The 16,987-nt window shown below is 69.3% G+C and carries 5 protein-coding genes; all 5 read right to left on the bottom strand.

The window, feature by feature from the left end:
- Positions 1-8 precede the first annotated feature (8 nt).
- A complete protein-coding gene (locus PFX91_RS17120) occupies positions 9-1,220 on the bottom strand; it encodes an MFS transporter (RefSeq protein WP_502888326.1) in 1,212 nt (403 codons plus the stop codon).
- Between the two features lie 314 nt (positions 1,221-1,534).
- Entirely contained in the window at positions 1,535-1,735 is a 201-nt protein-coding gene (locus PFX91_RS17115; RefSeq protein WP_285733094.1) for an MbtH family protein, read from the bottom strand.
- A 2-nt stretch (positions 1,736-1,737) separates the two neighbouring features.
- On the bottom strand, positions 1,738-13,923 hold the full coding sequence (locus tag PFX91_RS17110; RefSeq protein ID WP_285733092.1) for a non-ribosomal peptide synthetase: 12,186 nt from the start codon (positions 13,921-13,923) through the stop codon (positions 1,738-1,740).
- 203 nt (positions 13,924-14,126) lie between these two features.
- The gene (locus tag PFX91_RS17105; protein WP_285733090.1) at positions 14,127-15,947 is read right to left on the bottom strand and encodes a non-ribosomal peptide synthetase; all 1,821 of its coding nucleotides are present in this window, start codon (positions 15,945-15,947) and stop codon (positions 14,127-14,129) included.
- Entirely contained in the window at positions 15,944-16,972 is a 1,029-nt protein-coding gene (locus PFX91_RS17100; RefSeq protein ID WP_285733087.1) for a TauD/TfdA family dioxygenase, read from the bottom strand. The genes PFX91_RS17105 and PFX91_RS17100 overlap by 4 nt, the downstream gene beginning before the upstream one ends.
- Positions 16,973-16,987: the final 15 nt, after the last annotated feature.

Below are 16,987 nucleotides of genomic sequence, written 5' to 3'. Positions count from 1 at the left end.
ACTGCGCGCTAGGCCTCGACGCGGCTCTCCTCCCGGTCGCCCGCCTCCGCCGCGTCGGCCCGGGCGGTCATGGTCCGCAGGGTCGGCAGGAAGAACATCGTCGCCGCGATGACGACGGCCCCTCCGACCAGTGACGGAACGCGCATGTCCAGCCTGCCGAGGAGGCCGCCGATCAAGGCTCCGACCGCGTTCATGCTCATGGCGAAGATCTGGATCGAACTCAGTACCCGGCCTCGCAGTTCAGGGGGGATGACCAACTGCGCGATCCCGGTGATGACCGTGTTGGACACGGTCATGGCCACGGCGATCAGTGCCCAGAAGAAACCGGCGACGTAGGCGTTCGGCGAGAGGATGAACGCGATGCAGCCGGCGCCCATGACCGTGTAGGCGACGACCTCGGTACGGAAGCGGCCCAGGGCGGCGACCGTGCGGGAGACCAGAAGCGCGCCCACCAGGGCGCCCGCGGCGGCCGAGGAGATGAACACCCCGTACAGGGCCTCCGGCACGCCGAAGTGCACCCGCAGGATGAGCACCAGGACCGCGGACTGGATCATGAAGCCCAGGCTCACCAGGGAACCGTGGACGACCATGTTGCGCAGTGGACGTTCTCTCCAGATGAACACCGCGCCCTCGCGAACGGAGGCGAGGATGGAGACGGTCTCCTCTCCCGCGGAGGAGGTGGTCTTGCCGGGACGACGCGCGGCCAGGGGCAACCCGGCCAGGATGAGGGCACCGAGAACGTAGGCCCCGGCGTTGACCGCGAGCGGAAGCGCCGCGGCGACGACGATCAGCAGTCCTCCCAGGGGCGCGCCGCCGAAGTCCTCCATGACGACCCGGCCGCCCACGACACGGCTGTTGGCCTTGTCCAGGAGACGTTTGTCCACCAGCTCCGGCATGAGGGCGCGTCCACCGATGTCGTAGAACGCCTCGCAGGACATGATGACGAACATGGCCGCGTAGAGCGTGTAGATGGTGGCGTTGCCCGAGGCGACCACCACCGCCAAGGCGATGAGCACCGCGGCACGCACCAGGTTGGCGGCGATCAGGACCCGTCCCCGGTCCATACGGTCGACGAGGGCTCCGATGAAGAGACCGAAGAGCAGCCACGGCAGGAAGCGGACGAAGGCGAGCCCCGCCACGAGGACGGGGTCGTTGGTGAGCATGGCGGCCATCAGCGGCAGCACGGTGATCATGATCCCGTCGGCGGCGTTACTGCTCATGCTTCCTATCCAGAAGCGTGTGAAGTCCCAGCCCAGTGCGGGGGATCGGCGTTGTCTCTTCTGCGTGGCCATGATGTCGGCCCTCATCTCCTTGTGTCGCCGGGCGGGGCGTCAGGGCGGTGGTCACAGGGGGTCCGGCGGTTCACACGCGGCTCTTTCACGGACCCGGGAGTCCGGAGCCGGAAACCATCGTGCACGGGTTCCGGCTCCGGCGGGGGCGGTCCGGTTCGACCGCGGGGCGGGGGCGGCTGTGCGGCCGCCGTTCCGGTGCGGGCCGTCGGTGAGGCCCGCACCAGATGTGTACGGTGTGGCGTTCAGGCGTCGACGAGGCTCTTGGGCCGGATGTCGGTCCAGTTCTCCTCGATGTAGCGCAGGCAGGATTCGCGTGTGTCCGCGCCGGTGACGGCCTCCCAGCCCGCGGGGATGTCGGCGAAGGAGGGCCACAGGGAGTGCTGTCCCTCGGCGTTGACCACGACGTGGAAGGTGCCCTCGGTGTTGTCGAACGGGTTCGTCATCTTCAGCTCCTCAGCTGCTTGGAGGTGATGGTTTCCAGACGGTCGGACACGAGACGGCCGATCCGCGCCATCGGCTCCGGGCGCGTCATGCCCATGTGGGTGGAGTCGATGTCGTGGACGTCGATGAGGCCGTCGACGTGTTCCTGCCAGTACTCGACGCGGGGTGAGTACCGGCTCCTTCCGCGTGTGGCGCGGAAGAAGATCGCGTCCCCGACGAAGAGCCGGGGGGTGTGGAGATTCATGACCCGGGCGTGGTTGACGGCCGCGTCCACGAGGGTCGCGACATCGGCCTCCTCCAGATCGGCCAGCACGGGGTCCTTCCCGCGCAGCTCCCTGACCACGGCGTCGCGGTCGAGTTCCTGACCGCCGTCGAGGAGGGCCTCGGTGGCGGGATCGTCGAGCATCATCGCCAGGACCTCCCCGTGGGTGATCCCGGTACGGCGGGCCCCGGCCGGGACGGGATAGGAGTCCATGAGCCCGAGGAAGGAGACCTCCTCGCCCTCCTCCTGGAGACGGACGGCCATCTCGTGGACGACGAGTCCGCCGAACGACCACCCGAGGAGGCGGTAGGGACCGTGCGGTCGAACGCCGCGGATCCGTTCCAGGTACTCCTCGGCGATCTCCGACACACTGCCGGGCAGGGCGCCGGGTGTGGTGAGGGCGCGGGTCTGGAGACCGTAGAGCGGCTGGTCGTCGGCCAGGTGGCGGACCAGACCCGAGTAACACCAGCTCATGCCCATACCCGGGTGGACGCAGAAGAGCGGGGGACGGTCTCCGTCCGTCTGTAGTGGCAAAAGGACGTCCAGGGCGCCTTCCGTACCACCTCGGTCGGTCTCGGCCAGGAGTCCGGCGACGGTGGGCGTGCGGAACACGTCCTTGACCCGGAGCCGCTTCCCCAGAACGGCCTCGGCCCGACCGACCAGTCGCGCCGCGAGCAGGGAATGTCCGCCCAGGTCGAAGAAGGAGTCGTCGATCCCGACCCTCTCCAGTCCCAGGACCTCGGCGAACAGTGCGCACAGGGCCTCCTCCTGCGGTGACCGAGGAGCGCGGCCGACGCCGGCGGGTCCGTACTCGGGAGCGGGCAGGGCGCGTTTGTCGAGTTTGCCGCTGGAGGTCAACGGCAGGGCGTCCACGACCATGGTGGCGGCGGGGACCATGTACTCCGGCAGCGAACGCGACACGTACGCGCGTACCTCCTCGGTGTCGATCCGCCGGTCCTTGGCCGCGACCAGGTAGGCGACGAGGCGTGGATCGCCCGGGTGGTCCTCCCTCACGAGGACCGCCGCGTGGGCGACCGAGACGTGCTCGGAGAGCACCGACTCGATCTCGCCCAACTCGATGCGGAAGCCTCGGATCTTGACCTGGTCGTCGGCCCGGCCGTGGAAGCGAAGGTCACCGCCGAGGGTCCTGGAGACACGGTCTCCGGTCCGGTACATGCGGGTGCCGGGGGGACCGTAGGGGTCGGCGACGAACCGTTGGGCGGTGAGCCCCGGCCGGCCCAGGTATCCGTGGGTCACCCCGTCGCCCGAGACGTAGAGTTCGCCCGTGACCCCCGCCGGGGTCGGACGCAGGCGGTCGTCGAGGACGTAGGCCCGTGCTCCCGGCAGCGCCCGTCCGATGTGGGGGTGCTCACCCGACAGCTCGGTGTGGGAGGCGTTGACCGTGGTCTCCGTGGGTCCGTAGGTGTTGGCCGCCACGACACGGTCGGCCGCGGCCCCCTCCACCAGATCGGTCCACGCCTTGGTCGAGACCGCCTCGCCCCCCAGGGTCAGACGCAGCGGCGGCGCGTCCGCGGGACGGGGAAGGAGGCTGTCGCGTACCAGCTCCCAGTGGGAGGGGGTGAGGTCGAGGTAGGTGACACGGTGTCGGGTCAGCTCCTCGGCGAGGGACCTCGGGTCGTCGCGGGTGTCGTCGTCCACGACCAGGACCGTGTCGCCGCGGCAGATCGGGGCCCACTGCTGGACCGAGGCGTCGAAGGCCGCGCTGGCGGTCCACGCCGAGACCAGCGGTTCGGGCAGGTAGTAGCCCGACTCCTCCATCCCCCGGATCAGGTAGTCGAGGTTGGCGTGGGAGACGGCCACCCCCTTGGGTCGTCCGGTGGAGCCGGACGTGTAGATGACGTACGCCAGGTCGGCGGATCCGCGTGGAACGTCCGGAACGGTCTCGGGTTCCTCCGACGCCACGGTGTGGTCGTCGGCCTCGACGACCACGGTGTCGGTCAGGCCGCGCACGACGTCGTGGGAGCGGCAGTCGTGGTCGGTGAGGAGCAGTCCTCCACCGACCTCCGCGAGGATGTCGGCCAGGCGGTCGGCGGGGTTGCGCGGGTCGAGCGGCAGGAAGGCCGCACCGGACTTGAGGACGGCGAGCATGGCGTTGAACATGTCCGCCGAACGCCTCATCAGCAGGGGGACGGGACGGTCGGGGGCGACTCCGAGTCCGATGAGGTGGTGTGCCAGCCGGTTGGCGCGCGCGTCGAGTTCGCGGAAGGTGAGCGCGGTGTCGCCGAAGAGCAGCGCGACCCGGTCGGGGGTCTCACGTACCCGCTCCTCGAACCTCGACAGGAAGGCGTGACCGGTGTCCGGTCGGACGGCCGTGGTGTCCGGAACGGCGACCCACCGGCGATCGTCCGCCGTGAGGACGTCGAGTTCCTCCAGGCTCCGCCGTGTGTCGGTACCGAAGGCGCCCATCACCTGGACGAGTCGGTGCAGGAGGTCCCGGGCGGTCTGTTCCGTGAACAGGTCGTCGGCGTACTCCAGGGTGAGGGCCGCGGGGTGCGAGCCGTCGCGCGCCCGGTCGGCGAAGGTGAAGCTGAGGTCGAACTTGGCGGTGTCGACCTCGGCCCGTTGGCGGCCGTCCCGGTCGTCCGCGGCCCCGGGCTCGCCCTCCGCCAGGGCGAACATGACCTGGAAGAGGGGGTGGTAGGCGGCGCTGCGTACCGGGTTCACCGATTCCACGACGTGCTCGAAGGGCAGGTCCTGGTGGTCGAAGGCGGCCAGGTCGGTCTCGCGCACTCGTTCCAGGAGTTCGGCCAAGGAGGGGTTCCCGGCGGTGTCGGTGCGCAGGACCAGGGTGTTGACGAAGAACCCGACCAGGTCGTCCAACGCCGGATCCGTCCGTCCCGCCACCGGGGTGCCGATCGGCACGTCCTCCCCTGCGCCCATCCTCGTGAGCAGGGCGGCCAGCGCCGCGTGGACCACCATGAACAGCGTGCACCCGTGGTCGCGGGCGGCGCGTACGAGCCCGGCGTGCACGCGGTCGTCGACGATCGCGGTGACCGTGCCTCCTCCGTGCCCGGCCTCGGCCGGACGCGGGAAGTCGAGGGGAAGCTCGGTGACCTCGGGAAGTCCGAGGAGGTTCCGCTCCCAGTACCGCGTCTGCCGGGAGTACAACGAGTCCGGATCGGACACGTCACCGAGCAGGTCCTTCTGCCACAGGGTGTAGTCGGCGTACTGCACCGGCAGCGGTTCCCAGTCCGGTGCCCGCCCCTGGCGGCGGGCGGTGTGGGCCGTCTCCAGGTCCCGGAAGAGCGGCGTGAGGGACCATCCGTCGGCGATGATGTGGTGCATCAGGAGCACCAGGAGCGATTCGCCCTCGTCGGAGAGGAGGAGGTCGGCGCGGAGGAGCGGTCCGGCCCCCAGGTCGAAGACGTGTGCGTCGATCTCCCGGAGCAGTTCCGGGATCCGGGCGGTCTCGCACTCACGCACCCCGAGCCGGATGTCCATGGTGTCCACGACGTGTTGACGGGGCTCACCCCTGTCGGTGGGGAAGACCGTGCGCAGCGCCTCGTGCCGCTCCACGACGTCCCGCAGGGCGGCCTCCCACACCTTCGGGTCGGGACGACCGTCCAGGCGCAGGACCGTCTGGATGTTGTAGGCGCGTTCCTGGCCGTCCATCTGGTGCAGGAACCACAGTCGGCGTTGGGCGAAGGACAACGGAAGCACCTCGGGACGCTCCCCGGCCACCACGGGTGGACGCACCCGACCACCCCCGGCCGCGTCGACCGCCTCGGCCACCCCCACCACCGTCGGAGAGGCGAACAACGCACGCAACTCCACCTCCGCACCCAACACCGCACGGACACGGGCGATGAGCTTGGTCGCCAACAGGGAATGCCCACCCAGATCGAAGAACGAGTCATCGATCCCCACCGACTCCAACCCCAACACCTCGGCGAACAACCCGCACAGGATCTCCTCCCGCGCATCCCGCGGACCACGACCCGAGGACACCACCGAAAAATCAGGCTCGGGCAACGCACGCCGATCCAACTTGCCGTTGGCCGTCAACGGCAACTCCTCCAACACCACCACCGCCGACGGCACCATGTACTCCGGTACGACACCGGCCAGAGCAGAACGGACCTCCGCCCCGTCGAGCGTCGCACCCGATTCCGGCACCACGTACGCCACCAGGGACAGGGCGCCGCCAGGGTCTCGGCGAGGCACCACCACGGCCTGGGCCACACCCGCGAGTCTCGCCAGGGCGGCCTGGACCTCTCCGGGTTCCACTCGGAAACCACGGATCTTCACCTGGTCGTCGGCTCGGCCCAGGTACTCCACACAACCGGGCGCGATCCAACGGGCCAGGTCTCCCGTGCGGTACATCCGCCCGCCCGGTGTACCGAAGGGGTCGGGCACGAACCGCTCGGCCGTCAGGTCGGGCCGGCCCACGTAACCGTGCGCGAGCCCGGCGCCGGCCACGTACAGCTCTCCCGGGACTCCCACGGGCACCGGACGCAGCCGTCCGTCGAGGACGTAGGCACGGCGGTTGGCCAGAGGCCCTCCGATGGGGATGCCGGCGCCGTCGGTGTCCAGGACCCGGTGGGAGTGGGTGAACACCATGCTCTCCACCGGTCCGTAGCCGTTGTACAGGCGGACGTGAGGGAAGGCGTCGCGGAACCGGCGCATGTGTTCCACGGACGGCTTCTCACCGCCGACGTGGACCTGGCGGGCGCCGGCGAAGATCTGCGGGTACTCGTCCACGACCAGGTTGAACAGGCCGGTGGACAGGAAGAACGTGTCGACCCCGTACCTCTCCGCGAGCCGGGCCATACGCGGTGGTTCGGGCACCTGGCCGGGTTGGAGGACACAGACCGACCCGTACAGCAGGGCTCCCCAGAACTCCAGGACGAACGCGTCCCAGGACACGGGGGCGGTCTGTAGCCAGACCCGGTCGGGTCCCAGGTCGACGTAGTCCTGACCGGTGAAGGTGGACACGATCGCGCGGTGGGGAGCGAGTACTCCCTTGGGGGTTCCCGACGATCCGGAGGTGAACATCACGCACGCCGTGCTCTCCGGCGAAACGACCGCTCCGAGGGGCCCGTCGTCATGACGCGCGATCGCGGCGGCCTCGGTGTCGACGGCCACGACGTGCGCGGCGGTCGTGTCTCGTCCGGTCAGCCCGGAACGGGTGACCACCAGCCGGGCTCCCGACATCGACACCATCGAGGCGAGCCTGGCGTCGGGGAAGGCGGGGTCGAGGGGAACGTACCCGGCACCGGCCTTGAGCACCGCCAGCAGGGCGACGGCGTACTCGACACCGCGTTCCAGCAGGACTCCGACCATCGCCCCCGGTTCCACACCGTTTTCGCGCAGGTGGCGGGCGAGTCGGTTGGCCCGTGTGTCCAGTGCCGCGTAGGTGACCTCCTCGCCCTCGAAGACGAGGGCGGTCGAGTCGGGGGCCTGCGCGGCCCTCCGTTCGAACAGTTCGTGGACGCACACCGACTGTTCGCCGGCGGTGGTGTCGTTGGCGTCGATCACCAGGGTCTGGAACTCGTCGGCGTCCAACAGTCCGATGTCGCCGACCCTGATCGAGGGATCGTCCGCCACCGCGGTCAGAACCCGGGCCAGTCGAGTGGCGAGTCCCGCGACGGTGTCGTGGTCGAACAGGTCGGTCGCGTAGTCCACGACCCCGGCCAGGCCGTCGGGGCCCTCCCCGAAGGCGAAGGTGAGGTCGAACTTGGCCGTCTTCCACTCGAAGGGTTCCCGGCTCACTTCGAGTCCGGGCAGGTACGGTTCCACGACGGTGTTGTTCTGGAGGACCATCATCACCTGGAACAGCGGGTGGTGCGCACCCGACCGCTCCGGGTTGAGGTTCTCCACCAGGAGGTCGAAGGGCACGTCCTGGTGGTCGAAGGCGGCCAGGTCGGCCTCACGCACCCGCTCCAACAGCTCCGCGAACGACGGATCCCCCGACACGTCCGTCCGCAACACCAGGGTGTTGACGAAGAACCCCACCAGATCGTCCAACGCCGGATCCGTCCGCCCCGCCACCGGCGTACCCAGCGGGACGTCCTCCCCCGCACCGGAGCGGCCGAGGGTGACCGCCAACGCCGCCTGGAGGACCATGAACAGGGTGACACCGTGGGCCCGCGCGAGTTCGGACAACCGCTCGTGCAGGTCGGCGTCCAGGTCCAGGACGACGCTTCCGCCCTGGTGCGAGGGGACCATCGGACGCACCCGGTCCAGCGGCAGGTCGAGGACCTCCGGGACACCGTCCAGCGTCTCGCGCCAGAAGTGGAGCTGTCGGGCGGCGAGACCCTCGGGGTCCTCCTCGTCCATCAACCCGTTCTGCCACAGGGTGTAGTCGGCGTACTGGATCGGCAACGGCTCCCACCCGGGAACCCGTCCTTCGCACCGCGCACCGTAGGCCTCGGCCAGGTCCCGCAACAGCACACCCTCGGACCACCCATCGGTCGCGACGTGATGCATCAGCACCACCAACACCGACTCCTCCTCCGAGACACGCAGCAGGTCCGCGCGCACCGGCAGGTCCACCGCCAGATCGAAGGCCCGTCCGTTGACCTCCTCGACGAAGGGCGTGATCTCGGAGTCGGCACACTCGGCGGCCTCGAAGAGGAGACGCTCACGGGCCTCCTCCGGCCCGAGCACCCGCTGGTAGGGCTCCCCGTCCCGCTCCCCGAACACCGTCCGCAGCACCTCGTGGCGCTCCACCACATCACCCAGGGCGTGGTGGAGGGCCGACACGTCGACGGTGCCGCGCAGGCGCAGGGCCAGGGACACGTTGTACGTCGCACTCGCTCCTTCGACCTGGTCCACGAACCACAGACGACGCTGGGCGAAGGACAGCGGGTACTCCTTCCCCCGCTCGACCGGAACCAACGACGGCCGCGTCACCGCGTCACGGGCCTGCCCGACCAACCGGTCCACACCCGCCACCGTGGGATCCCGGAAGAAGTCCCGAATCCCTATCTCGGCGCCCAGCACCGACCGCACCCGCGACACCAGGCGCAACGCCAACAGCGAGTTACCGCCGATCCGGAAGAAGTTGTCCCCCACCTCCACCGAATCCCGCCCCAGAAGCTGCGCGAACAACCCGCACAGAACCTCCTGCCGCACCGTCCGAGGGCCGTCCTCCACATCCCTGTTCCGGTCGACGCCTTGGTCCTCCGCCCCGTTCAGCGGGACACGTCGGGTCAGCGCGGTCCGTTCCTGTTCGGTGAGTTCCACACTGGCGCCCACGGTCACCGAGGCATCCGCCACGATCGCCCCGAGCACCCGCTCCAACACCCCCGCCAGAGCCCGAACCGTGCCCTCCTCGAACACATCCGCGGAGTACTCCACCACCCCGCCAAGACCCGCCGGAGCCCCCTCCCGATCACGGCGCTCCACGAAACCGACCGCCAGATCGAACTTGGCCGCACCCGTGGCCACCGAGGACACCGACACCGACTCCACACCGGCGAACGACACCCCGTCCCCGGCATCACCACCGATCTCGGCCGTGTCGTTGACCGCGATCGTCACCTGGAACAGCGGGTGGTGCGCACCCGACCGCTCCGGGTTGACACCCTCGACGACCAGATCAAAAGGCACGTCCTGGTGGTCGAAGGCGGCCAGGTCGGCCTCGCGCACCCGCTCCAACAACTCCGCGAACGACGGATCCCCCGACAGATTCGTCCGCAACACCAGGGTGTTGACGAAGAACCCGACCAGATCGTCCAACGCCGGATCCGTCCGCCCCGCCACCGGCGTACCCAGCGGAACGTCCTCTCCGGCCCCGGCCTTGGACAGCGCGACCGCCAACGCCGCCTGCACCACCATCAGCAACGAGCAACCATGCTCCCTGGCCACCCGCACCAACCCCGCGTGCAGATCGGCGTCCAAGTCCAGGACGACCCTTCCGCTCCGATGCGAGGGGACCATCGGACGCACCCGGTCCAGCGGCAGGTCGAGGACTTCCGGAGCGCCGTCCAGCGCCTCACGCCAGAACTCCACCTGACGAGAGAGAAGACTGTCGGGATCGTCCTCCGCACCGAGCACGTCGTTCTGCCACAAGGTGTAATCGGCGTACTGCACCGGCAACGGCTCCCACCCGGGAACCCGTCCCTCGCACCGCGCACCGTAGGCCTCGGCCAGGTCCCGCAACAACACACCCTCGGACCACCCATCGGTCGCCACGTGATGCACCAGCACCACCAACACCGACTCCTCCGGACCACACCGGAAGAGCCGCACCCGCACCGAACGATCCACCGCCAGATCAAAACGCGACCGCGCGAACTCCTCCACCCGCGCATCCACCACATCCGAGGCACACTCCACCACCTCGAACACCGGCAACCCCTCCACCGGACCCAACACCCGCTGGTAGGGCTCCCCGTCCCGCTCCCCGAACACCGTCCGCAACACCTCATGGCGCTCCACCACATCACCCAGGGCGTGGTGGAGGGCCGACACGTCGACGGTGCCGCGCAGACGCAGGACCAGGGACACGTTGTACGCCGAGTCCGCGCCCTCCACACGATTGAGGAACCACAGACGACGCTGAGCGAAGGACAGCGGGTACTCCGTCCCCCGCTCGACCGGAACCAACGACGCTCGCGTCACCGCGTCACGGGCCTGCCCGACCAACCGGTCCACACCCGCCACCGTGGGATCCCGGAAGAAGTCCCGAATCCCTATCTCGGCGCCCAGTACCGACCGCACCCGCGACACCAGACGCAACGCCAACAGCGAATTGCCGCCGATCCGGAAGAAGTTGTCCCCCACCTCCACCGAATCCCGCCCCAGAAGCTGCGCGAACAACCCGCACAGAACCTCCTGCCGCACCGTCCGAGGGCCGTCCGAACCTCTATCGGAGGCAACGGCCTGCTCCGTCCGCTGTGGCGAGACGCGTCGGGTCAGGGAGGCGCGTTCCTGTTCGGTGAGTTCCACACTGGCGCCCACGGTCACCGAGGCATCCGCCACGATCGCCCCGAGCACCCGCTCCAACACCCCCGCCAGAGCCCGAACCGTCTCGGCATCGAACACATCCGCGGAGTACTCCACCACCCCGCCAAGACCCGCCGGAGCCCCCTCCCGATCACGGCGCTCCACGAAACCGACCGCCAGATCGAACTTGGCCGCACCCGTGGCCACCGAGGACACCGCCACCGACTCCACACCGGCGAACGACACCCCACCCCCGCCGGCCTCACCGTTGACCGCGACCGTCACCTGGAACAGCGGGTGATGCGCACCCGACCGCTCCGGGTTGAGGTTCTCCACCAGGAGGTCGAAGGGCACGTCCTGGTGGTCGAAGGCGGCCAGGTCGGCCTCGCGCACCCGCTCCAACAACTCCGCGAACGACGGATCCCCCGACAGATTCGTCCGCAACACCAGGGTGTTGACGAAGAACCCCACCAGATCGTCCAACGCCGGATCCGTCCGCCCCGCCACCGGCGTCCCGATCGGCACGTCCTCCCCCGCACCGGCCTTGGACAGCGCGACCGCCAACGCCGCCTGCACCACCATCAGCAACGAGCAGCCGTGCTCCCTGGCCACCCGCACCAACCCCGCGTGCAGGTCGGCGTCCAGGTCCAGGACGACGCTTCCGCCCTGGTGCGAGGGGGCCACGGGACGCACCCGGTCCAGTGGCAGGTCGAGGACCTCCGGGACACCGTCCAGCGTCTCGCGCCAGAAGTGGAGCTGTCGGGTCGCGAGACCCTCGGGGTCCTCCTCGTCCATCAACCCGTTCTGCCACAGGGTGTAGTCGGCGTACTGGATCGGCAACGGCTCCCACCCGGGAACCCGTCCTTCGCACCGCGCACCGTAGGCCTCGGCCAGGTCCCGCAACAGCACACCCTCGGACCACCCATCGGTCGCGACATGGTGCATCAGCACCACCAACACCGACTCCTCCGGACCACACCGGAAGAGCCGCACCCGCACCGAACGATCCACCGCCAGATCAAAACGCGACCGCGCGAACTCCTCCACCCGCGCATCCACCACATCCGAGGCACACTCCACCACCTCGAACACCGGCAACCCCTCCACCGGACCCAACACCCGCTGGTAGGGCTCCCCGTCCCGCTCCCCGAACACCGTCCGCAACACCTCATGGCGCTCCACCACATCACCCAGCGCCGACTCCAGAGCACCCACGTCCAACCCGACCCCGAACCGCACCACCACCGGCACGTTGTACGCCGAGTCCGCGCCCTCCACACGATTGAGGAACCACAGACGACGCTGAGCGAAGGACAGCGGGTACTCCCTCCCCCGCTCGACCGGAACCAACGACGGCCGCGCCACCGCGTCACGGGCCTGCCCGACCAACCGGTCCACACCCGCCACCGTGGGATCCCGGAAGAAGTCCCGAACCCCCACCTCGGCGCCCAACACCGACCGCACCCGCGACACCAGACGCAACGCCAACAGCGAATTGCCGCCGATCCGGAAGAAGTTGTCCCCCACCTCCACCGAATCCCGCCCCAGAAGCTGCGCGAACAACCCGCACAGAACCTCCTGCCGCACCGTCCGAGGGCCCTCTCCGGGCTTGTCTCGGTCGGTGGCGACCCGCTCCGGCTCCTCGACACAGGACGTCAGCGCGGTCCGTTCCTGTTCGGTGAGTTCCACACTGGCGCCCACGGTCACCGAGGCATCCGCCACGATCGCCCCGAGCACCCGCTCCAACACCCCCGCCAGAGCCCGAACCGTCTCGGCATCGAACACATCCGCGGAGTACTCCACCACCCCGCCAAGACCCGCCGGAGCCCCCTCCCGATCACGGCGCTCCACAAAACCGACCGCCAGATCGAACTTGGCCGCACCCGTGGCCACCGAGGACACCGACACCGACTCCACACCGGCGAACGACACCCCACCCCCGCCGGCCTCACCATTGACCGCGACCGTCACCTGGAACAGCGGGTGATGCGCACCCGACCGCTCCGGGTTGACACCCTCGACGACCAGATCAAAAGGCACGTCCTGATGCGCGTACGCCTTCAGGTCGGTCTCACGCACGGCTTCCAGCAGTTCCGCAAGCGTCTGCCGGGAGTCGAACCTCGTCCGCAGCACCAGGCTGTTGACGAAGAACCCGATGAGGTCGTTCAGGGCTTCGTCGTCACGGCCGGCCACGGGGGTACCGATCGGGATGTCCTCTCCGGCCCCGGCCTTGGACAGCGCGACCGCCAACGCCGCCTGCACCACCATCAGCAACGAGCAGCCGTGCTCCCCGGCCACCCGCACCAACCCCGCGTGCAGGTCGGCGTCCAGGTCCCACTCCAGAGTCCCGCCCTGGTGGGAGGTCGTCTTCGGCCTGGGTCGGTCGAAGGGCAACGTCAGGACCTCCGGAGCGCCGTCCAGCGCCTCACGCCAGAACTCCACCTGACGAGAGAGAAGACTGTCGGGATCGTCCTCCGCACCGAGCACGTCGTTCTGCCACAAGGTGTAATCGGCGTACTGCACCGGCAACGGCTCCCACCCGGGAACCCGTCCCTCGCACCGCGCACCGTAGGCCTCGGCCAGGTCCCGCAACAACACACCCTCGGACCACCCATCGGTCGCCACGTGATGCACCAGCACCACCAACACCGACTCCTCCGGACCACACCGGAAGAGCCGCACCCGCACCGAACGATCCACCGCCAGATCAAAACGCGACCGCGCGAACTCCTCCACCCGCGCATCCACCACATCCGAGGCACACTCCACCACCTCGAACACCGGCAACCCCTCCACCGGACCCAACACCCGCTGGTAGGGCTCCCCGTCCCGCTCCCCGAACACCGTCCGCAACACCTCATGGCGCTCCACCACATCACCCAGCGCCAACTCCAGAGCACCCACGTCCAACCCGACCCCGAACCGCACCACCACCGGCACGTTGTACGCCGAGTCCGCACCCTCCACACGATTGAGGAACCACAGACGACGCTGAGCGAAGGAAAGGGGGATCACGATGACTCCTTCTGGGAGTTGGGTACTGTCTTCGATCTCCGGGAGCGTGGCCTGTCGCCATCGTCCCGGTGCCGGTCCGATCGGTGAGGGTTCTCGGGGGTGGCCCTCGGGAGGACGGGGATCGGGGCCCCGTCCTCCCCTTCGCGAGACGGCCACCACCTACCCGCGCGGAGGGCCGTGCGGGTCGGGGCGAGGGCTTCCGCTCAGGCCCCGGAGTCGATGACCGCTGCCAGGTCGCACAGCTTCGGGTTCTCATAGACGGCCTTCAGCGGGATCTTCACCCCCAACCTCGCCTTGACCTGGGAGACGAGCTTGATGGCCAGGAGCGAGTGGCCGCCGAGGCGGAAGAAGTCGTCCTCCCTTCCGATCCGCGAGACGCCGAGGACCTTCGCCCACACCTCCGCGATGAGCTGTTCCACGGGGTTCAGGTCCAGGCCGGAGTCCACCGATCCGCTTTCGACCGGGCCGGGGTCCGGTAGCGCGGCGCGGTCGAGCTTGCCGCTGGGCGTCCTGGGGAACTCGGGGAGTTCCACGTAGGCCGCGGGCTCCATGTATCCGGGAAGCTCGGCCGCGGCGAGATCGCGCAGCTCCTGGAGCAGTCCGTCCTGGTACGTCCGGTAATAGGCGACCAGTCCCGGCCCGCCTGCCAGTTCGCGGATGTCGACGGCGACCTCGGCCACACCGGGATGAGAGCCCAGGACTCCTTCGATCTCACCCGGTTCGACCCGGAAACCGCGGAGCTTGATCTGTCGGTCGCCCCGGCCCAGGTACTCCAGGCGTCCGTCCTCCATCCGACGAGCCAGGTCCCCGGTGCGGTACATGCGCGACCCATCGGCGGACATGACGTCCGGGACGAACCGCTCGGCGGTCAGGACGGGCGCCCCGCGGTAACCGCGTGCCACCCGGTGCCCGGCGAGGTAGATCTCACCGGTCTCCCCTTCGGACACGGGGTTCAGCCGTGGGTCCAACAGGCGCAGTTCCAGTCCGGGGAGCACGTGACCGATGTGCGGCTCCCGGGTGGAGTTGATCCAGCCGGCGGTGGCGTCCACGGTGCACTCGGTCGGCCCGTAGACGTTGACCGCCCGGATCAGCCCCGCTTCCACCAATCTGCTCACCCTCCGCCAGAGGGGCGGGCTGATCGGCTCGCCGCCGATGAGCAGGGTGAGGGGCTCTCCCCTCTGGTCCTGGTCCGGGCGTTCCTCCATGTGGTCGAGGAGGAGGTCGGCGTGCGACGGGGTGATGTCCAGGTCGGTCAGGGCGTGTTCGTCGATCAACCGGGCCATGGCCGCGGGGTCCGAGCGGGTCGCCTCGTCGAGGGTGATGATGGTGTCCCCCCTGCACAGGCGGACCCATTGCTGGACCGACGCGTCGAAGGACGCGGAGGCGTTCCAGCCCACGCGCCCACCGGGCGGGCCGGCCAGATGCTCGTCCTCCAGGTCCTGGAGGAGTGCGGAGACCGATCCTCGGCTGACCTCCACGCCCTTGGGTCGTCCGGTCGATCCGGAGGTGTAGATGACGTAGGCGAGGTTGTCGGGCCGGACCGCGAGGGGGCGGAACGGGGCGGTGTCGGTGCCCTGCGAGGTGATCGCGCAGACGGGGACGGTCTCGATGGCGGTGTCGGTGTCGGATCCGCAGTTCTCGTGGTCTCCGTCGGAGGACGTGCAGGCCACGAGGGCGAGATCCGCGTCGGCGTCGTCCAGGAGGTGGTGCCGGCGTTCGGCGGGCAGGGCCGGGTCCACGGGCAGGTAGGCGCCACCGGCCGTCAGGGTGCCGATGAGGCCCAGGACCAGGTCGGCTCCGCGGGGCATGCACAGGGCCACGACGCCCTCCCGACCGATCCCTCGCTCGGCCAGTTCGCGGGCGATGCCGCCGGCGCCCGCACGGAGTCGGTCGAAGGTGAGGACACGGCCACCGTCGATGACGGCGGCGCGGTCACCGGGCACCTCGGCGAGACGGTCGAGGAGGTCGCGGGCGATGGTGTCCCGCCTGGTGGGGGTGTCGAGGGTCTCGGTCCGAACGATCATTTCGCACCTCCCCGCCGGCTCACCGTGGTGGAGGGGGCCGTGGTCGGGGAGCAGGCGTCGAGGGGCACCGGGTCGCCCATGGCGACGAGGATCTTGCGGTCGCCCTCGAAGGCCTCCCGGCCGTGCGCGTTGAGGATGTTGTCGACCAGGAGCAGGTCGCCCCGGCGGTAGGTCTCCCTGCGGGTGACCTTGGTGTAGGCGGCGTTGAGCGCGTCGGCCTCCTCCTCGGTCAGCGGGGTCCCGTCACCGACGAAGGTCTCGAAGGGCAGCCCGTCCTCGCCGTAGGTCTCCACGAGCACGTCACGGACGTCCTCGTCCAGGGACCAGCGGCTCCAGAAGGCGGCGTGGTTGAACCAGACCTTCTCTCCCGTGGTCGGGTGGGTGATGATCGCGGACCTGCGCTGCCGGGTGCGGAGCGTCTCCTCGTCGAGCCACTCACAGCCGATGACGTTCTCTCGGCAGTAGGCTTCGACTTCTTCCCGGGACTCGGTGGCGAAGCTGGTCTGCCAGGGCAGACCCGCCAGGGCGGAGTAGTTGCGGACCAGCAGCCAGCCGTGCTCCTCGAACCTGCGGCGCAGGTCCTCGGGGATCAGCTTCAGTGCCTCCCGCATGTCGCCGACGGTCGTCGCACCGCCCTTGTCGGGGGCGGTGACACAGCAGAACAGCAGGGTGCCGGGGAAGTCGAGGGTGTAGCTGTTCTCGTTGTGCAGGCGGATCGGCTGGATCGCGGGCAGGTCGGTGGAGGAGAACACCCCGTCGCCGAAGTCGGTACGCGGGGTCGCCTTCTCCTTGTAGGCCGCGGGCCGGGGCAGCAGGACGTCGCGTACGCGGCCGAAGGCGGAGGCGTCTTCGACGGGCAGGCCCCTGACCAGGACGCTCCCGGCCTCGGTGAGCTCCTTGGTGATGGCGGCGCGTTCCTGCTCCAGGCGTCGCACGGCCTCGTCCATGTCCCGCACACCGGGGATCTCGATGATCGAAGGTTTGCCCGCCTCACGGCGTAGGGCGACCTTTTCGATGAGTGACATTTTCTTTCCCTTTCA

This window comes from Nocardiopsis sp. ATB16-24 (assembly GCF_030271535.1).
Taxonomy (GTDB): domain Bacteria; phylum Actinomycetota; class Actinomycetes; order Streptosporangiales; family Streptosporangiaceae; genus Nocardiopsis.
The sequence above is the reverse complement of the archived record's forward strand: the minus strand, read 5'-3'. Positions and strand labels throughout refer to the sequence as shown.